24 protein-coding genes are annotated in these 26697 nt (G+C 67.9%); 19 read left to right on the top strand and 5 right to left on the bottom strand.

The genetic code is table 11. The features are described from left to right. Positions 1–5 precede the first annotated feature (5 nt). From DID96_RS39590 to DID96_RS39050, 5 genes are all read left to right on the top strand, one after another. The gene (locus tag DID96_RS39590) at positions 6–317 is read left to right on the top strand and encodes an acyl-CoA dehydrogenase N-terminal domain-containing protein (RefSeq protein ID WP_409333813.1); all 312 of its coding nucleotides are present in this window, start codon (positions 6–8) and stop codon (positions 315–317) included. Further along, the gene (locus tag DID96_RS25205; protein ID WP_124601970.1) at positions 247–990 is read left to right on the top strand and encodes an acyl-CoA dehydrogenase C-terminal domain-containing protein; all 744 of its coding nucleotides are present in this window, start codon (positions 247–249) and stop codon (positions 988–990) included. The genes DID96_RS39590 and DID96_RS25205 overlap by 71 nt, the downstream gene beginning before the upstream one ends. A 61-nt stretch (positions 991–1051) precedes the next feature. Beyond that, the gene (locus DID96_RS25210; RefSeq protein ID WP_124601971.1) at positions 1052–1792 is read left to right on the top strand and encodes an SDR family oxidoreductase; all 741 of its coding nucleotides are present in this window, start codon (positions 1052–1054) and stop codon (positions 1790–1792) included. 44 nt (positions 1793–1836) lie between these two features. Next, positions 1837–2826 (top strand): nitronate monooxygenase family protein, encoded by a 990-nt coding sequence (locus DID96_RS25215; protein WP_124601972.1) that lies wholly within the window; start codon positions 1837–1839, stop codon positions 2824–2826. 193 nt (positions 2827–3019) lie between these two features. Beyond that, the gene (locus tag DID96_RS39050) at positions 3020–3217 is read left to right on the top strand and encodes an oxidoreductase-like domain-containing protein (RefSeq protein WP_260464007.1); all 198 of its coding nucleotides are present in this window, start codon (positions 3020–3022) and stop codon (positions 3215–3217) included. A gap of 42 nt (positions 3218–3259) precedes the next feature. On the opposite strand, the gene DID96_RS25225 is transcribed toward DID96_RS39050, so the two are convergent. Then, on the bottom strand, positions 3260–4711 hold the full coding sequence (locus DID96_RS25225; RefSeq protein ID WP_124601974.1) for an MFS transporter: 1452 nt from the start codon (positions 4709–4711) through the stop codon (positions 3260–3262). 166 nt (positions 4712–4877) lie between these two features. Here DID96_RS25225 and DID96_RS25230 point away from each other — a divergent pair, with 166 nt between their 5' ends. Next, the gene (locus DID96_RS25230; RefSeq protein ID WP_124601975.1) at positions 4878–5750 is read left to right on the top strand and encodes a LysR family transcriptional regulator; all 873 of its coding nucleotides are present in this window, start codon (positions 4878–4880) and stop codon (positions 5748–5750) included. Positions 5751–5812: 62 nt separating this feature from the next. Here DID96_RS25230 and DID96_RS25235 read toward each other — a convergent pair whose 3' ends face one another. Next, the gene (locus DID96_RS25235; RefSeq protein ID WP_124601976.1) at positions 5813–6781 is read right to left on the bottom strand and encodes a LysR family transcriptional regulator; all 969 of its coding nucleotides are present in this window, start codon (positions 6779–6781) and stop codon (positions 5813–5815) included. A 143-nt stretch (positions 6782–6924) separates the two neighbouring features. Here DID96_RS25235 and DID96_RS25240 point away from each other — a divergent pair, with 143 nt between their 5' ends. Further along, entirely contained in the window at positions 6925–9210 is a 2286-nt protein-coding gene (locus DID96_RS25240) for an NADP-dependent malic enzyme (RefSeq protein ID WP_124601977.1), read from the top strand. Between the two features lie 104 nt (positions 9211–9314). Here DID96_RS25240 and DID96_RS25245 read toward each other — a convergent pair whose 3' ends face one another. Next, complete coding sequence (locus DID96_RS25245; protein ID WP_124601978.1) at positions 9315–10214, bottom strand: LysR family transcriptional regulator; 900 nt, start codon at positions 10212–10214, stop codon at positions 9315–9317. Between the two features lie 162 nt (positions 10215–10376). On the opposite strand from DID96_RS25245, the gene DID96_RS25250 reads away from it, so the two are divergent. Beyond that, a complete protein-coding gene (locus DID96_RS25250; protein ID WP_124602028.1) occupies positions 10377–11339 on the top strand; it encodes an NAD-dependent epimerase/dehydratase family protein in 963 nt (320 codons plus the stop codon). A 159-nt stretch (positions 11340–11498) separates the two neighbouring features. Here the strand turns inward: DID96_RS25250 and DID96_RS25255 are convergent, their stop codons facing one another. Continuing rightward, positions 11499–12290 (bottom strand): SDR family NAD(P)-dependent oxidoreductase, encoded by a 792-nt coding sequence (locus DID96_RS25255; protein ID WP_124601979.1) that lies wholly within the window; start codon positions 12288–12290, stop codon positions 11499–11501. A 382-nt stretch (positions 12291–12672) separates the two neighbouring features. Between DID96_RS25255 and DID96_RS25260 the strand changes: the two genes are divergently transcribed. From DID96_RS25260 to DID96_RS25310, 11 genes are all read left to right on the top strand, one after another. After that, positions 12673–13575 (top strand): neutral zinc metallopeptidase, encoded by a 903-nt coding sequence (locus DID96_RS25260; protein WP_124601980.1) that lies wholly within the window; start codon positions 12673–12675, stop codon positions 13573–13575. A gap of 255 nt (positions 13576–13830) precedes the next feature. Beyond that, positions 13831–14649, top strand: a complete 819-nt coding sequence (locus tag DID96_RS25265; protein WP_124602029.1) for a LuxR C-terminal-related transcriptional regulator — start codon at positions 13831–13833, stop codon at positions 14647–14649. 229 nt (positions 14650–14878) lie between these two features. Further along, complete coding sequence (locus DID96_RS25270) at positions 14879–16381, top strand: aldehyde dehydrogenase family protein (protein ID WP_124601981.1); 1503 nt, start codon at positions 14879–14881, stop codon at positions 16379–16381. Between the two features lie 44 nt (positions 16382–16425). After that, positions 16426–17766, top strand: coding sequence for an aspartate aminotransferase family protein (locus tag DID96_RS25275; protein WP_124601982.1), 1341 nt, complete (start codon positions 16426–16428; stop codon positions 17764–17766). A 127-nt stretch (positions 17767–17893) separates the two neighbouring features. After that, complete coding sequence (locus tag DID96_RS25280) at positions 17894–19396, top strand: APC family permease (protein WP_124601983.1); 1503 nt, start codon at positions 17894–17896, stop codon at positions 19394–19396. Continuing rightward, positions 19393–19971: a DUF3156 family protein gene (locus DID96_RS25285; protein ID WP_124601984.1), complete on the top strand. Its 579-nt coding sequence runs from the start codon at positions 19393–19395 to the stop codon at positions 19969–19971. Before DID96_RS25280 ends, DID96_RS25285 begins: the two co-directional genes overlap by 4 nt. 74 nt (positions 19972–20045) lie before the next feature. Beyond that, entirely contained in the window at positions 20046–21029 is a 984-nt protein-coding gene (locus DID96_RS25290) for a helix-turn-helix domain-containing protein (protein ID WP_124601985.1), read from the top strand. Positions 21030–21180: 151 nt separating this feature from the next. Beyond that, positions 21181–22389, top strand: coding sequence for a porin (locus DID96_RS25295; protein WP_124601986.1), 1209 nt, complete (start codon positions 21181–21183; stop codon positions 22387–22389). 174 nt (positions 22390–22563) lie between these two features. Beyond that, entirely contained in the window at positions 22564–23802 is a 1239-nt protein-coding gene (locus tag DID96_RS25300) for an ABC transporter substrate-binding protein (protein WP_124601987.1), read from the top strand. Between the two features lie 34 nt (positions 23803–23836). Beyond that, complete coding sequence (locus DID96_RS25305; RefSeq protein ID WP_124601988.1) at positions 23837–24706, top strand: carbohydrate ABC transporter permease; 870 nt, start codon at positions 23837–23839, stop codon at positions 24704–24706. Beyond that, entirely contained in the window at positions 24676–25569 is an 894-nt protein-coding gene (locus DID96_RS25310) for a carbohydrate ABC transporter permease (protein WP_260464005.1), read from the top strand. Before DID96_RS25305 ends, DID96_RS25310 begins: the two co-directional genes overlap by 31 nt. 100 nt (positions 25570–25669) lie before the next feature. Here the strand turns inward: DID96_RS25310 and DID96_RS25315 are convergent, their stop codons facing one another. Beyond that, entirely contained in the window at positions 25670–26692 is a 1023-nt protein-coding gene (locus DID96_RS25315) for a LacI family DNA-binding transcriptional regulator (RefSeq protein WP_124601989.1), read from the bottom strand. Between the last annotated feature and the right edge of the window lie 5 nt (positions 26693–26697).

Consider the following 26697-nt stretch of genomic DNA (forward strand, 5'->3'; position numbering starts at 1 on the left):
CTAATATGACTACATACTCTGCTCCCCTGAGGGATATCCAGTTCGTGCTTCATGAATTGCTCGATGTTCACGCGGTGCTCCCACGCATCGAGGGATTCGAGCGCGACACGACCGACCAGATACTGGACGCTGCAGGAGAATTCGCGTCGGATGTCATTGCGCCACTGAACGGGACGGGCGATCGCCAGGGTTGCACGATGGTGGAGCCCGGTGTTGTACGAACCCCTGAGGGATTCAAGGAAGCGCATGCTGCTCACACAGAAAGCGTATGTGGAGGGGACTCGGGCTTTCGCGCTTTGCGCTGCTCATCTATCTGACCTTCTAAAGGAGCATCCCGATACAGAGGCACGCGCCCAGGCCGGGGAACTGCTTGCCCTCGTCACGCCTGTTGTCAAGGCATTCACGAGCGAGCTCGCGGTGGAATGCTGCAGCATGGCGATGCAGGTCTTCGGTGGCCATGGGTACATCCAGGAAAATGGTGTGGAGCAACACCTGCGCGACGCAAGAATCATCCCGTTGTACGAAGGATCAAACGGTGTTCAGGCCATGGACCTTCTCGGCCGAAAGGTGATCGCAGACGGAGGCCGACGTTTGGAGATGTTTCTGAAAGAGATCGAGGCATTCGCTCAGTCCCGGTGCGGCCGTGCGGAGATCGATGCATTGCTCGCTGCGCTGGAAGACGCGGTATCAGTCGTCCGGACTTCAACGAAGCACCTCATCGCTCGATCGGCAATCGATCTGGATGCGGCAGGTGCCGGCGCATCGGCGTTCCTGAGGCTGATGGGCCATGTTTGCATTGCGTGGATGTGGGCACGTAGCGCAAGCGTTGCGGCCGAACGGAAAATCGCTTCGAACGAATCGATCTATACAGCCAAGATCGTCACGGCAAGGTTCTACTTCGAAAGACTTCTTCCCGAAATTCGAGGTTTGGCTGCAGTGCTTGCAACCGACCCTGAGGCAGTTTGCGCAGTGAATCCCGATTTGCTTTAACCCTTTGCCGGTCAATTTGATCGCGAAAATTCGAAATCCGTATTTATCAAAGGAGAACGTGATGTCATCGTCTGAAACCCATCCGCGAGTGGCGCTCGTCGTCGGGGCGGGAGACTCTACCGGCAGCGCCATTGCTGCCCGTTTCGCGAAAGAAGGGTACATCGCCTGCCTGACGCGTCGCTCGGCCGACAAACTGGAGCCTGTCGTGGAAGCCATCCGTGCAGCCGGCGGCCAAGCCCATGGTTTCGGCAGCGATGCGCGCAAAGAAGAGGACGTTGTTGCGCTGATTGACCGCGTCGAGAAAGAGCAGGGTCCCATCGAGGTGCTCGTGTTCAACATCGGGGCGAATGTGCCCTGCAGCATCCTGGAAGAGACGGCACGCAAGTACTTCAAGATCTGGGAGATGGCTTGTTTCGCTGGTTTTCTCAACGCCCGCGAGGTGGCCAAGCGCATGGTGGAACGTGGCCGGGGCACCATCCTTTTCACCGGTGCGACCGCCGGTATTCGTGGGTCGGCGAACTTCGCTGCCTTTGCGGGCGCCAAGCATGCTTTGCGAGCGCTGGCCCAAAGCATGGCGCGTGAACTCGGTCCCCGAAACATTCACGTCGCGCACGTTGTAGTCGATGGCGCCATTGATACGGAATTCATTCGCACGAATTTTCCGGAACGCTATGCGCTCAAGGATGAAGGCGGCATTCTCAATCCCGAGCACATTGCCGAGAACTATTGGCACTTGCACCAGCAGCCGCGCGACGCCTGGACGTTCGAGCTGGATCTGAGGCCCTACATGGAACGCTGGTAACGCAACCTCCGCTCTCACATTCCTTTCACCTGAGAACCATTTCTATGGAAACGCGCATTACTAAACTCTTTGGCATCCGCCATCCGATTATCCAGGGGGGCATGCACTATGTCGGGCTCGCCGAAATGGCGTCGGCTGTCTCCAATGCCGGTGGCCTCGGCATCATCACTGCGTTGACACTGAAAACTCCCGAACTTCTGGCCAAGGAAATTGCGCGCTGTCGCGACATGACGGATCAGCCCTTTGGCGTGAATCTGACGTTCCTTCCCACTTTTTCCGAGCCACCGTACCGCGAATACATCGCTGCGATCGCCGAGGGTGGCGTGAAGATCGTCGAGACCGCCGGCCGTAGCCCTGAGGAGCACATCCCGGCCCTCAAGGCGGCCGGCATCAAGGTCATCCACAAGTGCACGTCGGTGCGCCATGCGTTGAAGGCCGAGAAGATCGGTTGCGATGCGGTGAGCGTGGACGGTTTCGAGTGCGGTGGCCATCCCGGCGAGGATGACATTCCGAACATGATTTTGCTTCCGCGTGCGGCTGAAGAACTTCGCATCCCCTTCGTGGCCTCGGGTGGCGTAGCCGATGGTCGGGGTTTGGTAGCCGCGCTTGCCTTGGGTGCGGACGGCATCAGCATGGGAACGCGCTTTGTCGCTACGAAGGAGGCCCCGGTGCACGAGAATGTGAAGCGGGCCATTGTCGACGCCACCGAACTGGATACCCGCCTCGTGATGCGGCCCTTGCGCAATACGGAGCGAGTGCTGCGGAATCAAGGGGTCGACGAGATTCTTGAAATCGAGAAGAAGCGAGGATCCGATCTCCAGATCTCCGACATTCTGAATCAGGTAGCCGGCGTTTACCCCAAAGTCATGTTGGACGGGCAGATGGATGCTGGTGCATGGAGTTGTGGCATGGTAGCCGGCTTGATCCGGGATATTCCGAGCGTCGAAGAACTCGTCACCCGGATCATGAACGAGGCTCATTCGCTGATTGCAAAGCGTCTTTCCGGTCTGCTTGGGGAACCATTACTCGTTTGATATCCTGACGATCAGCATTGCGGTCGGGAAATGATGCCGGCGGGCATCATCTTCCTTATGGGTGGAGCTGCGGATATCTATGGCCATCTATCTGCCCGGACGACGACGGACCATCCGTCGCCGCGCAGAGGCGGCCCGGACCGCTCACCCGGGATCGACCTATACTGTTCGCTCCAAGTCAACGGATCACGCCGTGCCGAACAGATCTTCCGACGATTCGCCCGCCGACGATCCCCGCCCGATTCCGCCTCAGCAACCTGAACTGGAAGACTGCTGCAACAGCGGCTGCTCTCCGTGCGTGTTCGACCTGTACGAAGACGCGATGGATCGCTACCGGGCCGAGCTTGCCGCGTGGGAAGCGCGTCAAGCGAAGCGCAAGCCGCGCCGGTGAACGGCGCACGCGTGGCGCATGCGCAGTGCACGATCGCGAACCTCATGTGCCCGCATGCAGCTGCCGATGCAGCGGCCCGAGCATCGCCGACAGCAGCACGCCGGCCGCCAGCACCGCCACCAGCACGAACATCGACGTGCGGAACGCGTGCACGTAATCGAGCGCGCCGGGATGCGCGCCGAGCCGCGAGAAGAACACGCCGCCCAGCGTGGCTGCGCCGACCGCCGCGCCGATCTGCAGCGTCGCCGTCACCATCCCCGACGCGACACCCGCGCGCTCGGGCGCCACTTCGGCGAGCACGATCCGCACGACGGACGGCAACACGAGCCCCTGGCCGATGCCCATCGCCGCGAGCCCCAGATAGAAGCCGGGCCCGGGTGCATTCGCGCCGGCGAGCGCGGCTGCCGCGGCGAGACCGATCGCCAGCATCGTGAAGCCGAGCGTGAGCACGCGGAAGCTGCCGAAGCGGTTGACAAGGCGCGGCATCAGCAGCGGGCTCGACAGGAAGCCGAGCCCGAACGGCAGGATCGCGACCCCCGACACGAGCGGCGACCAGTGCAGGCAACCCTGCAGATAGATGCCGTAAGTCAGGAAGAATGCGCTCATCGTGTAGAACAGGAACGCGAGCGCGAGCCCGAGTGCGACAACCGGATTGCGGAACAGTCGCACATCCAGCAGCGGGTCGTTGCCATCGGCGAGCCGGCGTCCTTCCACTTTCAGCAGCAGGCCGAGCATCGGCAGCGCGCCGGCGAGGCAGGCCACCATCCACAACGGCCAGCCTTCCTCGCGTCCGCGCGTGAGCGGATAGACGAGCATCAGCAGGAACAGCGACAGCAGGATCGTGCCGGGCACGTCGATGCGCTGGCCGCGCGGCGGCCGGCTCTCCGGAATGAAGCGCCAGCTGCCGAGCAACGCAAGCACGCCGATCGGCAGATTGACGAGAAAAATCGCGCGCCAGCCGAGCCCGAACGGGTGCAGGCCGATCAGCGCGCCGCCGCCAAGCTGGCCGATCACGGCTGCGAGACCGAACACGAAACCGTAGAACCCCATCACCCGCACCTGTTCGTGCGGGGTGAACACGCTGCGGATCGTCGCGAGCACCTGTGGCGCGAGGATCGCGGCAAACAGGCCCTGCAGCACACGTCCGGCGACGAGCACCGTGCCGCTGCCGGCGAGGCCGCACAGCACCGAGGCCAGCACGAAGCCGGCCATGCCGATCATGAAGATCCGCTTGCGGCCGTACAGGTCGCCGAGGCGGCCGCCGGTGATCTGGGCGACCGCGTTCGCGCACGCGTAGGCCGATACCACGAGCTGCAGCTGGGTGGCGTGCGCCCCGAGGCCGTCGCGGATCGCCGGCAACGCGAGATTCACGATGAAGTAGTCGAGCGGGGGCAGGATCGCGCCGACCAGCAGCACCGCGAGCGCCCAGCCGTGATGGCTGCGCGCGGGTGTCTGGGTGATCGGGGTGCAGCGGGCGAGCGTGTGGTCCGTCATGGAGCGTGCCTTCGGAATGGGGCCGGATTGCAGGGGGCGACTGGCTGGACGGCAAGGCCACCCGAAGCCGGCGTATCGAGCAGCCATTCTGGCGCACGGGCTATGGTTCGGAAAAGCGGGAAATAGTGGTAGCATCCATCGGGTTATTCGATGGATGGGTGGCGGCATGCGCGGTTTCGATCTGGATCAGTTGCGGACCTTCGCGGCGGTGGCGGACGCGGGCAGCCTGACGGCGGCGGCGCCGCTTCTGCATTTGTCGCAGTCGACGGTCAGCGAGCAGGTGCGCAAGCTCGAGACGCGCGCGGGCGTGCGGCTGTTCGTGCGCAGCAAGCGCGGCGTCGAGCCGACACCGGCGGGCACGCGGCTGCTGCACCATGCGCGGCGGATCGTGGCGCTCAACGAGGCCGCGTTCGACGAAGTGCGCGGGCAGGCGCTCAAGGGCGAATTGCGGGTCGCGATCACCGACTATTACCGGACGCATGAAGTCGCGGGCATGCTGGCGCGGCTGCGCGAGTGCTATCCGCAACTCAGCCTGCACGTCAGCACGATGAAGAGCGTGGACATCGAGCAGGCGCATGCGAAGGGGCAGATCGACATCGGCGTGGTGATGAACCTGTCGAGCGGGCCGTTCAGGCCGGCGTCCGCCGATACGCGCTGGGTATTGCGGCGCGAGCCGCTGTCGTGGGTCACGGCGCCGGCGCTGGCCGAGCAGTTGCCCGTTCCGCTGCCGCTCGTGCTGTTGCCGGACGACTGCATGATGCATCAGATCGCGATCCGCTCGCTCGACGAACGGCACATGCAGTACGTGCTCGTGCACAGCGCGTCGGGCGTCGCGGGCCTGCAGTCGATGCTCGCGGCGGGGCTTGGCGTCGGCTGTCTTTGCGCGTCGGCGATTGGCGAAGGGCTGATGCGGCTCGGCCCGAAGTATCGGCTGCCGGCGTTGCCGGATGCCGTGTTCTCGCTGACACCGCCGTTGCCTGGCGAACGGGAGGCGGTTACCCAGGCGCGCGAGGTGCTGGCGAGGCAGTTGGTGGTGTGAGCCGGAGCCGGCGTCGGAGCCGGCGTTTCACGCAGGCTGCCGTCACCGTGCGTTGCCGGGCGTCAGCCGGGCCGGCCGTCGCCCGCTTCCTGATATAGCGTGCGGAGGATCTGCGCGAAGACGGTATCGATGTCGCGCGCGCCGCCCGCGCGCGTGAATGCCGCGATGGGCGGCAGGGTCCAGTCGAGCGTGTACGGCACGATCGCGACGCCGGCGATGTGAACGAGCTCTTCCGCGATGTCGGCGGGGACGATCGACACGGCCTGATCGTTGGCCACGATCATTTCGCCGATCAGGCGCGACGAGTAGCTTTCGACGATTGGCACGGGCGGCGCGACGCCGGCGTGCAGGAACAGATCCGCGATCTGCTCGCGGATCGGCGTGTGCGGCGGACCGAGAATCCAGTCGAGCTCCGCGAGCTTCTGCCAGTTGAGGCGGCTGCGCGCAAGCCGCGCGGCGAGCCGCCGGCTCGCGATCAGGCGCGGCGTTTGCCGATGCAGCACTTCGAAGCGCAGCCGTTCGAGATCGACGGTCGACGACGCGCGACCGATCACGATGTCGAGGGTGTGGTCGCTCAACTGCGCGATCAGCGTATCGCTGGTGCCTTCGTGAATCGTCATCGTGAGCCGCTGCGGCACTTGCGATTGCGTGCGCCGGATCGCCGCCGCCAGCGTGCGGCCCGAAATGAACGGAATGACGCCGATATGCAGCCGCGTCGCATGGCCGGCGACGACGGCCTCGATGTCACGGGTGAGATGGTCGAGGTCGTGCAGCATCGCCTGCGCGCGCTCGAGCACGACGTTGCCGAGCGCGGTCGGCACCATGCCGCGCGGCGAACGGTCGAACAGCGGCCCGCCGAACATGCTTTCCAGCTCGGCCAGTGCATTGGTGACCGCCGGCTGGCTGCTCGCGAGATGCTCGGCCGCGCGCGTCAGCGAGCCGTGCTGCCGGATCTGCAGCAGCAGCACGAGGTGTCGCATTTTCAAACGGGCACTCAGGCGCCGGGTCACTTCCTCTATATCGAATCGCACGACTCGCGCATCCTGGAAACATCACGAAAACATGATGGACGCATACTAATTCAAAATGGCGCGCCCGAGACGGCTGCCTAGAATGGCTTGCTTCGATGGTCGCCGGGACGGGCCCGGCGCGTGGATGCGAGACGAGACGACACATGAACAAGACCGAACGCCAGGCCGCCCTGGAATATCACGAATTTCCGACGCCGGGCAAAATCTCCGTGACGGCGAGCAAGCCGCTCGTGACGCAGCGCGATCTCGCGCTCGCCTATACGCCGGGCGTGGCGGCGACCTGCGAGGAAATCGCCGCCGATCCGGCCCAGGCGTTCCGCTATACGAGCCGCGGCAACCTGGTCGGGGTGATCACGAACGGCACCGCGGTGCTGGGCCTCGGCAACATCGGGCCGCTCGCGTCGAAGCCGGTGATGGAAGGCAAGGCCGTGCTGTTCAAGAAGTTCGCGGGTATCGACGTGTTCGACATCGAGATCACGGAGACCGATCCCGACAAGCTGGTGGATATCATCGCGAGCCTCGAGATGACCTTCGGCGGGATCAACCTCGAGGACATCAAGGCGCCCGAGTGCTTCACGGTCGAACGCAAGCTGCGCGACCGGATGAAGATCCCGGTGTTCCATGACGACCAGCACGGCACCGCGATTACCGTGTGCGCGGCGTTCATCAACGGGCTGGCCGTGGTGGGCAAGGACATTAAGCAGGTGAAGGTGGTGACGTCCGGCGCCGGCGCAGCCGCGCTCGCGTGCCTGGACCTGATGGTCGATCTCGGGCTGCCGCCGGAGAACGTCTGGGCGACCGACATCGAGGGCGTCGTCTACGCCGGGCGCACCGTCGCGATGGATCCGGACAAGGCCCGCTTTGCGCAGGATACGTCCGCGCGCACGCTCGCCGACGTGATCGAGGGCGCCGACGTGTTCCTCGGGCTGTCCGCCGGCGGCGTGCTGAGCGCGCCGCTGCTCGCGAAGATGGGGCCGCGTCCGCTGATTCTCGCGCTGGCCAACCCGACGCCCGAGATCTTTCCGGAAGAAGCCTGCGCGGTGCGCGACGACGCTGTGATCGCCACGGGCCGCTCGGACTATCCGAACCAGGTCAACAACGTGCTGTGCTTCCCGTACATCTTCCGCGGTGCACTCGATGTCGGCGCCACCTCGATCACGCGCCGGATGGAGATCGCGGCTGTCCATGCGATCGCGGGGCTCGCGAAGGAGGAGCCGAACGACTCGGTCGCCGCCGCCTATGGCGCGTACGACCTGGCGTTCGGCCCGAAATACCTGATTCCGAAGCCGTTCGATTCCCGCCTGATCGTGCGGATCGCGCCGGCCGTCGCCAAGGCGGCGATGGAGGACGGCGTTGCCACGCGCCCGATCGACGATTTCGCTGCGTATGCGGATCAGCTTCAGCAGTTCGTCTACCACTCGGGCGCGTTCATGAAACCGCTGTTTGCGGCGGCGAAGCAGTTCGTGCGCGACGGCGGCAAGGCGCGCATCGTGTTCGCCGAAGGCGAGGAGGAGCGGGTGCTGCGCGCGGTGCAGGTGATCGTCGACGAGAAGCTCGCGCGTCCGATCCTGGTCGGCCGCCCGGAAGTGCTGCTCGCACGCATCGAGAAGTTCGGGCTGCGGCTGCGGCTCGGCGAGGACGTCGAAGTCACCAATCCGGAATACGACGAGCGCTTTCACCAGTACTGGACGACCTACTGGGAACTGCGTTGCCGCGACGGCATCACGAAGGAGATGGCGCGCGTCGAGATGCGGCGCAGGCTGACGCTGATCGGCGCGATGATGGTGCGGCTCGGCGACGCGGACGGCATGGTGTGCGGCACCGTCGGCGCGTTCCACGACCACCTGCGTTTCGTCGACGAGGCGATCGGCAAGCGGCGCGGCGCGCACGTCTATGCGGCGATGAACATCCTGCTGCTCGACCAGCGCACGCTCGCGCTCGTCGATACGCACGTCAATGACAACCCGACCGCCGAGCAGATCGCCGAGTTCACGGTCGCGGCGGCCGAGCAGATGGCGTGGCTGAACCTGACGCCGAAGGTTGCGTTGCTGTCGCGCTCGAATTTCGGCTCCGGCAGTTCGGCGTCGGGCGCGAAGATGCGCGAAGTGCTCGCGCGTGTCAGCGAGCAGGCGCCGGATCTCGAGATCGACGGCGAGATGCATGGCGATTGCGCGCTGGACGAAGCGCTGCGGTTGCGCATCCTGCCGACGTCGCGGCTGAAGGGCGCGGCGAACCTGCTCGTGTGTCCGAACGTCGACGCGGGGAATATCGCGTACAACCTGCTGAAGACGGGCGCGGGCAGCAATGTCGCAGTCGGGCCGTTCCTGCTGGGCGTGAATGCGCCGGTCAACGTCCTGACGTCGAGCTCGACGGTGCGGCGGATCGTGAACATGGCCGCGTTGACGGTGTTGCAGGCGAACCGGGACTAAGCACGCGAAGTGCTGGCGACGCAGTTGCCTCACAGTTGCCGCGTAGTTGCCGCGTAGTTGCCGCGCAGTTGCCCGTGTGATGCGGGGCGTCACGAACCCCGCCGTCACTCCGGCACTCCGCCGACATACGCGAGCAACCCGCGCACCAGCGCATCGAACGTCGCGCGGCAGCGCGGGCTCGTGCGCAGGTCTTCGTGCATCACGACCCACGTCTCGAGCGGCAGCGCGACCTGTTCCGGCAGCACGCGCACGAGCCGCGCATCGCGTGCCGTGAGCCCGCACTGGCAGAAGCCGATGCCGTAGCCGGCGCGGATCATTGCGAGCTGCGCGAGGTTGCTGTCGGAACGCAGCGCGAACGCATCCCGGTTCCACGCCGGCAGCGCGCGGCCCGCCGCGCGCAGGAACGGCGTCACGTCGTCGAAGCCGATCAGCGCGTGCCGCGCCAGTTCGGCCAGCGTGGCCGGCGTGCCGTATGCGGCCAGATAGTCATCCCGCGCATACAACCCCACTTCGATGTTCCCGATGCGCCGCGCGACGAGCGCGTCCTGTGCCGGCGGCGCCATGCGGACCGCGATGTCGGCTTCGCGCTTCAGCACGTCCTGGATGCGATCGGTCGTCGCCAGTTCGACGACCAGCCCGGGATGGTCGCGCCGCAGCTGCGTCAGCACGGGCGGCAGCACCTCGACGCCGATCACGTCGCTCGCCGAAATGCGCACCACGCCGCTGGTGCCCGCGCCGTGGCTGGCCGCCGCGCGCTCGAACGCGGCAGCGGCGCTGCGCAGTGCTTCGGCATGGCCGCGCAACGCGAGCGCGGCCTCGGTCGGCAGCAAGCCAGACGGCGAGCGCGTGAACAGGGTCTGACCGAACGCGGCTTCGAGTGCGGCGACGTGGCGGCCCGCCGTCGGCTGAGTGATGCCGAGCGCGCGCGCGGCACCCGACAACGACCCTTCGGTCAGCACCGCGAGGAAGGTTCGATACAGTTCCCAGTTGAGATCGGAGGCCATACGAAAATGTATAGCAGATCGATCATGTTCGCCAATTCCTTGCTACCCGGATGCGATCCAGAATGCGTTGTCGATGAAATCAATGGAAGGAGCGCGGCGATGACGACGAACGTTCACGATGCGGAGATGCGGCCCACCGGCCCGCGGGTATCCGGCGCGCGGATGGCGGACCGGCAGGCGCTGGTGCTGGGCGCGACGGGCGGGATTGGCGGCGAGGTCGCGCGACAACTGCGCGACGCGGGCTGGCAGGTGCGGGCGTTGCGGCGCGGGCTCGAAACGGCAATGGAGCCGCGCGACGGCATCGCGTGGATGCGCGGCGACGCGCTCGATCGCGACGCGGTGATGCAGGCGGCGCGCGGCTGCAGCGTGATCGTCCATGCGGTCAATCCGCCCGGATATCGCCGCTGGTCCGAGCTGGTGCTGCCGATGATCGACAACACGATCGCGGCGGCCGCGGCGGCGGGCGCGACCGTCGTGCTGCCGGGCACGGTCTACAACTACGGCGCCGATGCGTTTCCGGTCTTGCGGGAAGACGCCCCCCAGCATCCGTCCACCCGCAAGGGCGCGATCCGGGTCGAACTCGAGCGCCGGCTGCAGGCCGCGACCGCGCAGGGCGTGCGCACGATCGTCGTGCGCGCCGGCGATTTCTTCGGGCCGCGGGCCGGCAACAACTGGTTCTCGCAGGGGCTGGTGAAACCCGGGCAGCCGCTCAGGACCGTGAGCCTGCCGGGGCGGCGCGGCGTCGGTCATCAATGGGCATACCTGCCGGACGTCGGCCACGCGATGGTGGAGCTGATCGCGCGGCGGGAGACGCTGGCGCCGTTCGCGCGCTTTCACCTGGCCGGGCACTGGGACGCGGACGGCACGGAAATGGCACAGGCAATCTGCCGCGTCGCGCAACGGCACGGCGTGCGTCCGGCATTGCGGCGTTTCCCGTGGTGGCTCGTGCACGCGGCGTCGCCGTTCGTGCTGACGCTGCGCGAGCTGCTCGAGATGCGCTACCTGTGGCGCGAACCGGTCCGCCTCGACAACGCTCGGCTGACCGCGGTGCTCGGGCGTGAACCGCACACGCCGCTCGACGCGGCCGTCGAGGCGACGCTGACGGGGCTCGGGTGTTTGGGGTGAACGGCGCGGCGTGACCGTCACGCGCTGATGACGTTCGGCATGCCGATCGGCCCGGTGATCGACGCGCAGGCGCAGGTTGGCCTGATACGCAGCGCGGTGCGGCTCAAGCCCTGGATCACGTTCAAGGCGTGACGGAGGCCGGCGTTGTTCGTCACGCCATCACAGGCCGGCGAATGCCAGCGTCGGCACGTCGACGGCCATCGCGCCGCCATCGGCGACGAGCGTCGCGCCCGTGACGAACGACGCATCCGGTGACACGAGGAACGCGCATACTGCCGCGATTTCGTCGGGCTCGGCCGCGCGCCGCAGCGGCACGTCGGCGCTGACGCGCGCGTAAGCTGCGTCGAGCGATTCGCCGTGCCGCGCCATTAACGGCGCCATTTCCGCGTCGGCCATCGGCGTGCGCACCCATCCCGGGCACACCGCGTTCGCGCGCACGCCGTGCGGCCCGAAGTCGCGCGCGAGCGACCGCGTGAGCCCGAGCAGCGCATGCTTGCCGACCGTGTAGCCGCACACGCCGGGCCCGGCCGCGAGCGCCGCGATCGACGCGACCAGCACGATGCTGCCGCGCTGCGCGATCAGGTCCGGCAGGCACGCGCGCGCGCTGACGAACGCGGTGTCGAGGTTCGCGTGCAGCGCGCCGCGCCACTGTGCGTCGTCGGTTTCGTCCGCGCGGCCGACGCCGTGCCCGCCCGCGCACGCGACGAGTGCATCGATGCGGCCGAAGCGTTCGGCGATCAGCGGCACGAAGCGGATCCAGTCGGCCGTGCTCGCCGCGTCGCCGGCCAGCGCGACGCCGCCCGTTTCGGCGGCCAGCGCGTCGAGCGGCGCCTGCCGCCGCCCGATCAGCGCGACGCGGTCGCCCTGGCCGGCGAAGCGGCGCGCGCAGGCGGCACCGATCCCGGTGCCCGCGCCGGTGATCACGATCGTGCGGGGATGTGCTTCGGTCATCTCGTTCTCCGGAAAAATTCGATTCCGGTCACTGTGGGCGGCGCACGGGAAGGCGGCTATCAGCCGAAAGGTTGAACGAGGGCGAGCCGCCACGCGATGCAGGTGCGAGCGGGCGGCCATTTTGCAAAGGCTGACGATGTCGCGCGCCGGATCGCTCTATGCTCGATATTTTTGCGATAAGTCGTCGAAGGTCGGCAAAATAGCGCCCGCGCTGTCCGGCGCCGCCTGCCGACGTATCCGGCGCGGCCGCGACACGGGGCACGGGGCACGGGGCACGGCAGGTACGGCAGGTACGGCAGGTACGGCACGGCCTGTTACAGGATTTTTCGCCCGGCCGGCGTTTGCCCGGCCGGCATGACGACCATAAAGGGAGGAGCCGGCGATGAGGCTGGACGACGAAACCGAAAGCCAGAATGTCGAGGATCGCCGCGGTGGCGGCGGCGGTTTCGGCGGCGGGCGGGGCGCGACGATCGGCATCGGCACGATCGTCGTCGCATTCGCCGCATCGTATTTCTTCGGGATCGACCCGCGCGTGATTCTCGAAGGCGCGTCGGCGCTGCAGGGCGCGCAGCATCACGCGCAGCCCGCGCCCGCGCCCGCGCCCGCGCCCGCGCAGCGCCAGGGCCCGCCGGCGTCTGACACCGGCGCGGTGTTTACGCGCAAGGTGCTCGGCAACATCGAGCGGACCTGGACGACCATCTTCGCGACGCAACTGCACGAGCAATACCGGCCGCCGACGCTCGTGATGTTCACGAACGCGACGCCGACGGCCTGCGGCACGGGGCAGACCGCGATGGGGCCGTTCTACTGTCCGGCCGACCGCAAGGTCTACATCGATCTCGGTTTCTACGACGAACTGCGCCGGCGCTTCGGCGCGGGCGGCGATTTCGCACAGGCCTACGTGATCGCGCACGAGGTCGGCCATCACGTGCAGAACCTGCTCGGCATTTCCGGCAAGGTCGACGCCGCGCGCCGGCGCTCGAGCGAAGCGCGCTCGAACCAGCTGTCGGTGCGGATGGAACTGCAGGCCGACTGCTTCGCGGGCGTGTGGGCGAACAACGCGCAGCGCGCGAACCGGCGGCTGATCGAGCCCGGCGATTTCGAGCAGGGCCTGAAGACGGCCGCCGCGATCGGCGACGATCGCCTGCAGCAGCAAGGGCAGGGCTACGTGGTGCCGGAGACCTTCACGCACGGCACGAGCGAGCAGCGCGCTTACTGGCTGCGGCGCGGGCTGGAGTCGGGCGAGCTGAGCACGTGCGACACGTTCGCGGCGAATGCGCATTGACGCGGCGGTAGGCGGGCTGCGCTACCGCGCGCCGGAACGGGGTCGGGCGCGCGGCAGCGCAACGCCGCACCTGCGGGTCAGGCGCGGGCCTCGGCGATCCGCTCGTCGTCCTGTTTGCGCGATCGTCCCGGCAACCGGTCGGAGTGGGCGCCGGCCCGGCGCATGTCGCGGCGACAAATTGCCGATTTGCGCTCACGCGCCGCGTATCGCTACCCGTAGGCTGCGCTGACGTTCGACGCGTCTGTTCGCTTGACGATGTCCATTACGACGACCTCATCCGCTTCGTCCGACGCCGCCGCCGCCGACTGGCAGCGCGCACTGCGCGTGTGCGTCGACGCGTTCGACGCATTCGCGAGCCCGTCCGCGACCGTGTTCTACCGGCTCGACGCGAGCGGCGAACCGGCGGATTTCGAGCTGTTCGGGATGCCGGAATCGATGCACCGCACCTACGTCGCGCGCTACCGGATGCTCGATCCGCTGCATCCGTCGCGCTGCGCGGCGGGCGCCGGCGCGGTTGTCACGCTCGCGTCGCAACTGCCCGACGAGCGCCGCGCTGCGTCCGCGTACTGGACCCGCTTCCTGAGGCGGCATGACGTCGCGGACGTCGTGGAGATCTGGCTGCGCGACGGGGGCCGGACGGTCGGCGCATTCTCACTGTTGCGTTTCGGCGAGGCCGGCGAGGGTACGTCCGGCAAGGGTGCATCGCACCGAGGCGAGGCCGGCGACGGGCGGGCCGACGAACGCGCGGCGAGCTGTCGCGCGCACGCGAACGCTGCGGCCGGCCGGTTCGCGCCGGGCGAGATCGATGCGCTCGCGCGCCTGCAGCCGGTCGCCGAAGCCGCGCTGAGTCCACTGCTGCGCGCGCGGCGAGGCATCCACCGGATCGGCTGCGAGGAACGCCTGACCTACCGCGAGGAACAGATTGCGCGCCTCGTGCGCGACGGTCGCTCGAACAAGGAGATCGCGCGCGATCTCGCGCTCGGCCAGCCGACCGTCAAGACCCACCTGATGCGCATGTACCGCAAGCTCGGCGTGTCGAATCGCACGGAACTCGTCGGCGCGCTGTTTCTCTAGGCGCCGCGGACACGGCGTGTGCGCCGCGCCGGTGCACGTGTCGACCGGGCACCGGTTACCTCACCCAAAATCGCGTCGGCGTGCGCCCTGCAGCACGACCCGCTGCCGTTCCCGCCCCGCCGCTCGCTTGCCAATTTGCGCTCACGGCACTCCCGGCGCGCTCGATACAGTGATCCGACGCCCGCGTGCCCCGGCATGCGGCCTCGCGAAGACTCTCATCGAGACGCCCATGACCTCATCGAATTTCGTCGCCGTCAGCGACACCGTGCGCAGTTTCGCCGCGCGCGACTTCGGCCTCTTCATCGACGGCGCAATGCAGCCCGCGCACGCGGCCGCGCGGCTCGACGTGCACGATCCGGCAACCGGCGAGCGGCTCGCATCGGTCGCCGACGCGGACGAGCACGACGTCGAGCGCGCCGTTGCGAGCGCGAAGCGCGCGTTCGACGCGCGCGTGTGGAGCGGCCTGCGCCCGGCCGACCGGGAACGCATCCTGCTGAAGCTCGCCGACCTGATCGAGCGCGACGCCGAAACCCTCGCGCAGCTTGAAACGCTGAACCAGGGCAAGTCGATCCATGTCGCGCGCGCGGTCGAAGTCGGCGCGAGTGTCGAATACGCGCGTTACATGGCCGGCTGGGCGACCAAGATCACGGGCCAGACGCTCGACGTATCGATCCCGTTCCCGCCCGGCGCGCGCTACACGGCCTACACGCGCAAGGAGCCGGTCGGCGTCGTGGCGGCGATCGTGCCGTGGAATTTCCCGCTGATGATCGCCGTGTGGAAGCTCGTGCCCGCGCTCGCGGCCGGCTGCACGATCGTGCTGAAGCCGTCGCCGGAGACGCCGCTCACCGCATTGCGTCTTGCCGAACTCGCGCTCGAAGCCGGCGTGCCGCCGGGCGTGTTCAACGTCGTGACCGGCGGCCGCGTGTGCGGCGCGGCGCTGGCGAGCCATCCGTCGATCGCGAAGATCTCGTTCACCGGCTCGACCGCCACCGGCAAGCTGGTGGGTGCTGCGGCCGTGCAGAACATGACGCGCTTCTCGCTCGAGCTCGGCGGCAAGAATCCGATCGTGATGCTGGAGGACGTCGACGTGCCGCAGGCGCTCGACGGCATCGCGGCGGGCGCGTTCTTCAACCAGGGGCAGGTGTGCGCGGCCGCGTCGCGGATCTACGTGCACCGCAGCAAGTTCGCACAGCTCGCGGACGGCCTCGCGGGCCTCGCGCAGTCGATGAAGCTCGGGCCGGGCCTCGACACCACCGCGCAGATCAATCCGCTCGTGTCCGCCCACCATCGCGACAAGGTCGTCCAGCACATCGAGCAGGCGCGCCGTGACGGCCTCACGTTCCTCGCGGGCGGCACGCCCGCCGACGATCTGCCCGGCTACTTCGTGAAGCCCGCGGTGATCGCGGACCCGCGCCCCGACAGCGCGATCGTGCGCGACGAGGTGTTCGGCCCCGTGGTCGTCGTGCTGCCGTTCGACGACGCGGCCGATGCGGTGCGGCTCGCGAACGCGTCGCCGTACGGCCTCGCCGCGAGCATCTGGAGCAACGATCTGAAGCGCGTGATGAACCTCGTGCCGCAGATCGAGGCCGGCACCGTGTGGGTGAACTGCCATATCCCGCTCGACCCGTCGATGCCGTTCGGCGGCTACAAGCAATCGGGCATCGGCCGCGAGTTCGGCCAGTACGCGATCGAAGGCTTCACCGAAACCAAATCCGTCTGCATCGCGCACTGACGCGCGGCGCGGCACTGCACCCCCATCCCGAAGCGGAGACTGCAATGAGCTACAACGAAGCGAAGTTCTGGCACCCGATGCTGCACCCGAACGAAATGAAGCGGCGCAAGCCGATCCGCATCGTCCGCGGCGACGGCTGCTACGTGTTCGACGAACACGGCAAGCAGCTCGTCGACGGCGTGGCCGGCCTGTGGAACGTCAACGTCGGCCACAACCGCCACGAAGTGAAGGACGCGATCGTGCGCCAGCTCGACGAGCTCGAGTATTTCCAGCTGTTCGACGGAATCAGCCACCCGCGCGCGGAAGAGCTGTCGAAGCTGCTGGTTGACATGCTCGAACCGGAAGGCATGCGCCGCGTGCTGTACAGCTCGGGCGGCTCGGATGCGATCGAGACCGCGCTGAAGATCGCGCGCCAGTACTGGAAGGTGCGCGGCCAGGCCGACCGCACGAAGTTCATCTCGCTGAAGCAGGGCTACCACGGCACGCATTTCGGCGGCGCGTCGGTGAACGGCAACACGGTGTTTCGCCGCAACTACGAGCCGAACCTGCCGGGCTGCTTCCACGTCGAGACGCCGTGGCTGTACCGCAACCCATTCACGCAGGACTCCGAAGAATTGGGCCGCATCTGCGCGGAGCTGCTCGAGCGCGAGATCCTGTTCCAGAGCCCCGACACGGTTGCCGCGTTCATCGCCGAGCCGATCCAGGGCGCGGGCGGCGTGATCGTGCCGCCCGCCAACTACTGGCCGCTCGTGCGCGAGGTGTGCGACCGCTACGGCGTGCTGCTGATCGCCGACGAAGTCGTGACAGGTTTCGGCCGCAGCGGCAGCCTGTTCGGCAGCCGCGGCTGGGGCGTGCGTCCGGACATCATGTGTCTCGCGAAGGGGATCTCGTCCGGCTACGTGCCGCTCGGCGCGACGGCTGTCAATGCGCGGATCGAGGACGCGTTCGCGCAGAACGCCGATTTCGGCGGCGCGATCATGCATGGCTACACGTACGCGGGCCACCCGGTCGCGTGCGCGGCCGCGCTCGCGAGCCTCGACATCGTGCTGAAGGAGGACCTGCCGGCGAACGCGGCGAAGCAGGGCGCATACCTGCTCGAAGCGCTGCAGCCGTTCGCCGCGCGCTTCGCGGCGGTCGGCGAGGTGCGCGGCAAGGGGCTGATGCTCGCGCTCGATCTCGTCGCGGACAAGCAGACCCGCGAGCCGATCGATCCGCTGTCCGGCTACGCGAACGCGGTGGCCGAAGTCGCGCGCGAGAACGGCGTGCTCGTGCGTCCGGTCGGCACGAAGATCATCCTGTCGCCGCCGCTCGTGATCCAGCGCGAGCAGCTCGACCGGATCGTCGACGCGCTCGCGGCCGGCTTCGAAGCGGTGCCGTTCGCGTAACGCGTGCAGGCCGGGCGGGCGGCGTGGGTGACGCACCAGCCGCCCGCCGGTTTGCCGATTTGCGCTATCTCAAGGTTTTTTTGCCCGCGTATTTTTTCGACATCGATTGATGGAATGGGAGACAAGGATGTCGAGATCATCAGGGTTTACCAGCGCGGCAACCGACGCATCGGCTGGCGCGCCAGCGGCGGGGGCAGGCGGCACGGTGCTGAACGCAGGCGCGGTCGGCTTCCCGACCGCGCTGGCCAGCGCCGTCGGGCTCATCATGGCGAGCCCGGTGATTCTCACCGCGACGTCGGGCTTCGGGATGGGCGGCTGGGCGTTCGCGGTCGCGATGCTCATCGCGTTCGTGATGATGCAGGCGCAGGCGACGACGTTCTCCGAGGCGGCCGCGATGCTGCCGACCGCGGGCTCGGTTTACGATTACCTGTCGTGCGGGCTCGGCCGCTTCTGGGCGATCACCGGCACGATTTCCGCGTACTTCCTCGTGCACGTGTTCGCCGGCACCGCGGAGACGATCCTGAGCGGCATCATGGCGCTCGTCAACTTCGAATCGCTGAACGCCACGCTCGAGCAGCACAACAGTTCGTGGCTCGTCGGCGTCGGCCTCGTGATCACGTTCGCGATCACCAACATCATCGGCATCAAGGTGTTCAGCAAGCTCGAGATCGTGCTGACGGCCGGCATGTGGCTGTCGCTGATGATCTTCGGAATCCTCGGCATCGCGGCTGCGCCCGCTGTGCATCTCGACGGCTGGTTCGGCCGCTCGGAGGTCGGCACGACGGTGCCGGCCGTGCTGTCGCTCGTCGGGATGGCGATGTTCATGTTCGTCGGCTGCGAGTTCGTCACGCCGCTCGCGCCCGAGATGAAGGCACCGGGCCGCACGATCCCGCGCGCGATGGCGCTCGGCCTCGTCGGCGTCGCGATCTGCATGTTCCTGTACGGCGCGGCGATCCGCCGCCAGGTGCCGAACGTGCCGGTCAGCCCGGACGGCCTCACGCACCTGCTCGACACGCCGGGTGCGATTCCCGCGTTCGCGCTGCAGGTGCTCGGGCCGTTCGGCCGCGTGTGGTTCGGTATCGCGTTCCTGTGCGCCGGCGCCGCGACGATCAACACGCTGATGGCGGGCCTGCCGCGGATCCTGTACGGCATGGCGATCGACGGTGCGCTGCCGCGCTGCTTTGCTTACCTGCATCCGCGCTTCAGGACGCCAGTGGTCGGTATCGTCGCGGCGGCGGTCGTGCCGATCTTCCATGCGTGGCTGATCAACGGCAACCTCGACAGCATCCTGCACCTCGTGCTCGCGGCGACCTGTGCGTGGGGCACCGCGTACCTGCTCGTGACCGCGTCGGTCGTGATGCTGCGGATCCGCCGGCCGGACCTGCCGCGCCCGTACCGCGCGCCGTGGTTCCCGCTGCCGCAGATCGTGTCGAGCGTCGGCATCGTGCTCGCGATCTGGTACATCACGCCGCCCGGCATGAACCCGCGCGACATCTACGTGCCGTTCGGCGCGATGCTCGGGCTGACCGCGCTGTATGCGCTGTTCTGGACCGTCGTCGTGCAGCGCCGGCATCCGTTCAAGCCGGTGCCGGTCGAGGAAGTGCTGCGCAACGAGCACGTCGCCGGATGAAAGCCGTGCTCGCACGGTGGCGCGCGGCGCCGGAAGCGCCGCCGCCCGGCCATCGTCCCGGTGCAACCGCGGCGCGCGCGCTGGCCGACCTGCGCGCGGTGCGGGGCGCCGACGGCGATGCCGCGCGGCTCGCGAACGGCGTGCGGGTGCGCATTGCCGAGCAGGTCGCGCGGCAGTTCCTGATGCATACGGTCAGCGTGCGGATTGCGGTGAGCGCGTGCGGGCCGGCGGCACAAGGCCGTGCGCGCGTGACGCAGACCGGCTGGCTGCGGGCGACCGGCGTACGCGCGGTGCCGCAGCCGGGATGCACGCCCGATTTCGTGCACACGGTCGCGGCGCTGGTCGCCGAGCCGTCGCTCGCCGATGCGCTGCGCCCGCTGCATCTGACGGAGTGCGCGATCGACGCGCACGACGGACGCTGGACGTTGACTGTCGTGCCGTTCGGCGGCAGCGAGGTCGTGAGCCGGATGCCGTCGTTCCGCCGCTACGTCCGGCTGACCGACGAGCAGGCCGCCGCGCTGTCGGCGGCCGTGATGGCGTTCGAGCGCGCACTGCGCGGGTTTTTGCGCAGGTAAGCTGTGGCGTCGCGTGCCGCCGCACGATGCCGGCGACCGCGCGCAATGGAATCAGGGTTTTAGCGGAGGCGCCGATGCAGTTCCAGTCAGGCTCACATGAAGACGTCCACGAGCACGGGCTTGCGATCGCGGGCTGGCACCAGGTCTACCGCCAGATGACGCCGGGCCGGTTCAAGGGCACGGTCACACAGGTGCTGTACGACGATTTCCACTTCTTCCGCGAGACGACCAACCGGCGCGTCGCGCAGACCGGCGTCGCGCCGGCCGACCGCACGTCACTCGCTGTGCCGCTGTCGGTGCCGCTCGCCGGCACCTTCCAGGGCCAGCCGGTCGACGGCTATGCGCTGCTCGCACTGCGCGCCAACGAGGATTTCGAATTCCATACGCCGGAAGGGATGGGGCTCGTCGGCATCAGCGCCGCGTCGGACATGATCGACGAGCTGTGCGACGCCGAGTTCGGCGCGGCCGGCTCAGGTGCGACCGGCCCGGGCGCGGCAGGCTCCGGCGCGACCGGCGCGCGCAGGCTGCACCACGTGACGCGGCTGTCCGACGCGCAGGGCGTCGCGCTCGGCGAGCGGCTGTCGGCGCTGATCGACGCCGCGCAGCGCAACCCCGGCTGCCTCGAATACGCGGCGACGCGCCGGATGTTCCGCGACGCGATGCTCGGCATGTTCCTCGATGCGCTCGACCAGGGGATCGGCGCGGAGCGCCGCGACATCACGCACGCGACCTACAGCGACATCGTGCGCCGTTGCGAGAAGCATCTGCGCGAGCGGCCCGAGGAACCCGTCACCGTGCTCGAACTGTGCCGCGCGCTGCGCTGCAGCCGCCGCACGCTGCAGACGAGCTTCCAGCGCGTCGCCGACGTGACGCCGGTCGGCTACCTGCGCACGATCCGCCTGAACGCGGTGCGGCGCCTGCTGCGCACGACGTCCGCGCAGCAGCTCGGCGTCGGCGAGGCGGCCGCGAGCTGGGGGTTCACGCATCTCGGCTATTTCGCGCGCGAGTATCGCGACCTGTTCGGCGAACTGCCGTCGCAGACGCTGCGTCCCGCATGATGCGTGACGGTCGCGCCGCGCCCGGCATGCGCACTTCACCGTTTGCCGATTTGAGATAGAGGTCAGGAATTTTCGCCGGATAGAGTCCCGTCACCACATCATCAACGACATCGCTTCGCAGTGCAAAGCGATATCCATCGAGGGACGGGACATGACGATCGGACGACGACTGGCCGCCTTGGCGGCAGCGGTTTCCTGCATGCAGGCGCACGCGCAGACTTCAGGCAGCGTGACGCTCTACGGCACCGTGGACACCGGCATCATCTACTCGACGAACCAGCAGTTCACGCGCGCGGACGGCAGTGTCGGCGGCGGGCACGCGTGGCAGATGGGCGGCGGCAACCTCGTGCCGTCGCGGTTCGGGTTCCAGGGCGCGGAGCCGCTCGGCGGCGGGCTCGACGCGGTGTTCACGCTCGAACAGCAGTTCCTGTCCGCGAGCGGACAGGCATTGCAGGGCGGCACCGCATTCAGCCGGCAGGCGTGGGTCGGGCTGCGGCAGGACGGGATCGGCACGCTCGGCCTCGGGCGGCAATACGATTCGTACACCGACATGCTCGGCGCCTATGTGTCGAGCAACAACTGGGCGACGCCGTACGGCTCGCATCTCGGCGACGTCGACAACCTGAACGCGGCGTTCAACTTCAACAACGCGGTGAAGTTCACGAGCGTGGATTTAAACGGCCTCACGTTTGGCGGCACATTCAGCTTCGGCGGGCAGGCCGGTGACTTCTCCGCGAAGCGCGGCTATGCGCTCGCGGTGTCGTACAACCGCGCGCCGGTGTCGCTCGCGATCGGCTACCTGAACCTGCGGCAGCCGCTCGACGCGGCGCTCGGTGGCGCGAGCGGCTATATCGGCGATTTCGCATGCAGCAACCCCGGTGCGATGTACTGCCTGCTGCAGGACGCCGCATCGATGCGCGCGTTCGGCGCAGGCGGCTCGGTGGTGCTGGGCGACGCGACGATCGCGCTGACTTACACGCATACGCGCGTCGGAGACAGCCGCTTTTTCTCGACCGATGCGCAGCCGCGCACACAGGCGTTCACGTTCGACATCGGCGAGCTGAACGTCACGTATGCGTTCTCGCCCGTGTGGCAGGGCGGTGTCGCGTATATCTTCAACGCCGCGCACACCGATGGACGCGGGACGACGCGCTTCCATCAACTGAACCTCGGCACGAACTACCAGCTGTCGAAGCGCACCGCGCTGTATGCGGTCGCGATCGGCCAGCTCGCGAGCGGCGCGGGCCTCGGCACCGACGCGAACGGCAATGCGGTGAACTACGCGCAGATTCCGGTGCTCGCGAACAGCAACTCGAACCGGCAGCTTGCGGTGATGGCCGGTATTCGCGTGAATTTCTGACGGATTGCGCGCAGCAGGCACGCGACGGCGCAACATCCGTCACCGCCTGCCACAAATCCTTAACGATCGGCGTGAACAATGGCGTTCGCTTCGAGCGGCTCGAGCCGCCGCCTCCGTTGCACACGTGTGCAACGGATTGCCGTTCCACCATCGCGCTCATCGTGAGGAAGATCCATGACACTTTTCAGCCGCCTGCGCGCGCTGTCCGCCGCCGTTGCGCTTTCCGTCTTCGCGTCGCAAGCCGTTGCCGCGGACCTCGTCATCGCCGGTCGTGATGACATCTACGGCAAGGGGCTGGCCGACGCGGTCGCCGGCTTCACGAAGCTGCACCCCGGAACCGACATCGAACTGCTGAAGCTGCCGAACGCGAACCTGTACCAGAAGCTCAAGCTGTCGATGCGCGAGAGCACCGGCGCATACGACCTCGTGATGATGGACGACACGTGGTCGCCGGAATTCATCGGCAACGGCTGGCTGAAGCCGCTGCCGGCGACGCTCGCGGATGCCGACATGGTCGCATCGACCGTCGCGCTCGGCCGCAATGCGGCCGGCGGGCTGTATGCGCTGCCGGTCGTCGGCAACGTCGAGATGTTCGCGTACCGGAAGGATCTGCTCGCGAAGTACAAGCTGCAGCCGCCGCGCAACTGGGACGACGTGCTGAAGATCGCGCAAACGGTCGGCGGCGCGGACAAGAGCGTATCTGGCGTCGTGTTCCGCGGCACTAAAGGGAATCCGGTCGTCACGGGCTTCCTGCCGATCCTGTGGGCGTACGGCGGCGACGTGCTCGACCGTGCAGGGAACGTGACGATCGATTCGCGCGAGGCGCACGCGGCGCTCAAGACCTTTCTCGCGTTGAAGGCGTCCGCTCCGAAGGACGTCGACGTGTACGGCGCGGCCGAAGTGCGCGACGCGCTGCAGCGCGGCACGGCCGCGCAGGCGATCGAAGTGTGGCCGGCCTGGGTTCCGGCGCTCGACGATCCGAAGCAGTCGCGCGTGGCCGGCCAGATCGCGCTGCAGGCGCCGCCGGGACAGACCGCGGGCCCCGCGCCGATGCTCGGCATCTGGCAGATGGCGATTCCGAAGGATGCGCCGCATGCGAAGCTCGCGCAGGATTTTCTCGCGTACCTGACGTCGCGCGACACGCAGGCGCGCCTCGCCGCGCTCGGTATTCCGCCGACCCGCAAGAGCGTGTTCGAGGACGCGGCGCTGGTCCGTCAGTACCGCTGGTATCCGGACCAGTTGAAGGCGCTCGAAGCAGGCCGCGCGCGGCCGCGCGTGAAGGACTGGCAGCAGGTCGAGAGCATTCTCGGCGATCAGCTGCAGCTCGCGCTGACGGGGCAGGCCGCGCCCGATGTGGCGCTGCGCCAGGCGCAACAGAAGATCGCGCAGGCGATCGCGGCAGCGGGCAAGTGATGGCCGTCGCCGACGCATCCGAGGCTCGCCGCGCATGAAGGGATTCAGCCGCAGCCTGCCGTTCGTCGCGTTGCTCGGGCCCGCGCTGCTGGTGCTCGCCGCGCTCGCGCTGTACCCGGTCGTGCAGGTGCTGATCGATTCGTTCTGCCACGTCGACTACGCGGCGGGCCGTCGCGCGTTCGCGGGCCTCGCGAACTATCGCGCGGTGCTCGGCGACGACGCGTTCACGGCTGGCTTCGGCAACACGCTGCGCTTCACGATCGCGGCGTCGCTCGCCGAAGTGGCGCTCGGCTTCGGCCTTGCGCTGCTGTTCGTGCGCGCGTTCCCCGGGCGTCGCATCGCGCTGCCGCTCGCGATCCTGCCGATGATGCTCTCGACGCTCGTGTGCTCGGCAATCTGGCGCAACTGGCTGAATTATGGCGGCTTCCTGAACGCACTGCTCGCGGCGCTCGGCGTGGACGGCGTGCGCTGGCTGTCGGATCCGCACTTGGCGCTGGGCTCGCTGATGCTCGTCGACGTGTGGCAGTGGACGCCGATGGCATTCCTGATCGTGCTCGCGGGGCTGCAGTCGATTCCGCAGGAGCTGTACGAGGCCGCGCGGACCGACGGCGCGAGCGAATGGCAGTGCCTGCGCGACATCACGCTGCCGCTCGCCGCGCCGCAGATCGGGCTCGCGCTGCTGCTGCGCTCGATCGACACGTTCAAGCTGTTCGACAAGGTCTATGCGCTGACGGGCGGCGGCCCCGGCAACGCGACGCAGACGCTGTCGACCTACATCTATGACACAGGCTTCCGCTTCTTCAACGTCGGGCCGGCGAGCGCCGCGTCGGTGCTGATGCTGGCGGCATCCGCGCTGCTCGTTTCGGGGTACGTATGGCAAACGGTTCGCAAGCGGCGCGTGTAGCGCGCCCGGCAGTGCATGCGCCGCGCCGGCCGGCGCTCGGCCGCGCCGCGTTCGCGCGTGCATTTCCGTGGGCTTTGCGGTGCATCGCGCTTGTGCTGCTGTTGCTGCCGTGCGTGTGGATGGCGGGTGCGGCGTTCATGCCGGCGCTCGAGCGTCTCGACCATCCGCTGCGGATCCTGCCGGCCACGCCGACCGTCGAGCATTTCGTGTCGGTGTGGGCGAGCGGCTTGGCCGGGCCGCTGCTGAACTCGCTGCTGGTGGGATTCGGCACGACGCTCGTCGCGCTGACGCTCGCGTTTCCGGCTGCGTATGCGCTCGTGCGCCTGCGGTTTCCCGCGCGTCTCGATCTGCTGTTCCTCGTGCTGGTGCTCGCGCTGAAGCTGATGCCGCCGATCACGATCGCGGTGCCGCTGTTCGCGCTCGCCAAGCGCCTGCATCTGCTCGATTCGCTGTTCGGCCTGATGCTCGCGTACCAGATCTACGCGCTGCCGATGGCGATCTGGATGCTGCTCGCGTTCGTGCGCGACGTGCCGGTCGACTACGAGGAGGCCGCCTGCATCGACGGTGCGGGGCTCGCGCGGCGGCTCGTGCAGATCGTGCTGCCGCTCTGTGCGCCGGGCCTGATCGCGACTACGATCTTCGTGTTCATCGCCGCATGGAACGAATTCCTGCTCGCGTTGCTGTTCGTGTCGACGCCGAGCCGCTTTACGCTGCCGCTCGCGATCGCCGGCTACGTGACCGAGAACGGGATCGACTGGGGCGACCTGATGAGTGCCGGGCTGATTGCGTCGCTGCCGACGCTGGCCGTCGCGGGGTATGTGCAGCGCTACTTGCTGCGCGGCTTCGCGGGCGGGTTGAAGTGACGCGGACGGCGGGTTTGCGCATGCGGTGCCGCGGCGCGCTCGCGTTGTCCGCGCGTGACGCCGGATCGCACGGCCATGCCGCGCGTCGCCGCGCCGGACCTCAACCGCAACTGTGACGGACCACGCACGTCACCGGCACGACCTGCGTGCGTGCCGCGCCGTCGAACGCCTGCATCCGCTCGGCGAGCATGTCGACGGCCGCGTTCGCGAGGCCCTGCGTGTCCTGCCGGAGCGTCGTCAGCGCGTAGCTGTCGAACGCGGCGGCGGGAATGTCGTCGAAGCCGATCACGCGCAGGTCTTCGGGCACACGCAGGCCGAACCGCTGCCGCGCGGTGTCGATCACGCCCAGTGCGAGCAGATCGGACGAACAGAACACGCCGTCCGGACACGCGTCGCCGGACAGCAGCCGATGCGCGGCTTCGACGCCGCATGCATACGTGTCGGACGTCGTGTCGTGCGCCTGTACCGGCGCAGCGCCGCCGGGTTCGCATTGTCGGAGTGCCTCGGCAAACGCGTCGGCGCGCGCCTTCGCGCTGTAGCTCGCGTGGCGCGGCCCGACGAACGCGAGCCGGCGCGCGCCCGCCTGCACGAGCATCCGTGCGGCCTGCGCGGCGCCGTGCGCGTTGTCGCTGACGACGACGTCCGCGCGCGGCAGCTTCGCCGCGCGATTGATCATCACGACGGGAATCCGGTGCGCGAGATACTGGCGTGCGACCGACAACGGCGGCGACGCCGACGTCATCACGAGGCCGGCAACCCGGTAGCTGAGCAGGCGCTCGAGCGACTGGCGGATCTGGCGCGGATCTTCCGCGTTGGTCACGAGCGGCGTGAGCGCATGACGCCCGAGTGCGGCCATCAGGTCCGACAACAGCCGGGCGCGAAACGGATTCTCGAATCCCGCGGTGACCACGCCGATCATGCTGCTGCGCTGCGTGATCATGTCGCGCGCGATCAGGTTGACCTGGTAGCCGAGCGCGCGCGCCGCGGTCATCACGCGTTCGCGCGTTTCGGGCGCGATGCTGGCGGTCGGCGAGAACGCCCGCGATACCGCCGAGCGCGACACGCCGGCCCGCGCCGCGACGTCGGACGCGGTCACCCATGGTTTCTTTTCTTTGTCTGTCATCGACT

It is taken from the genome of Burkholderia sp. Bp8963 (assembly GCF_003854275.1).
Lineage (GTDB): Bacteria > Pseudomonadota > Gammaproteobacteria > Burkholderiales > Burkholderiaceae > Burkholderia.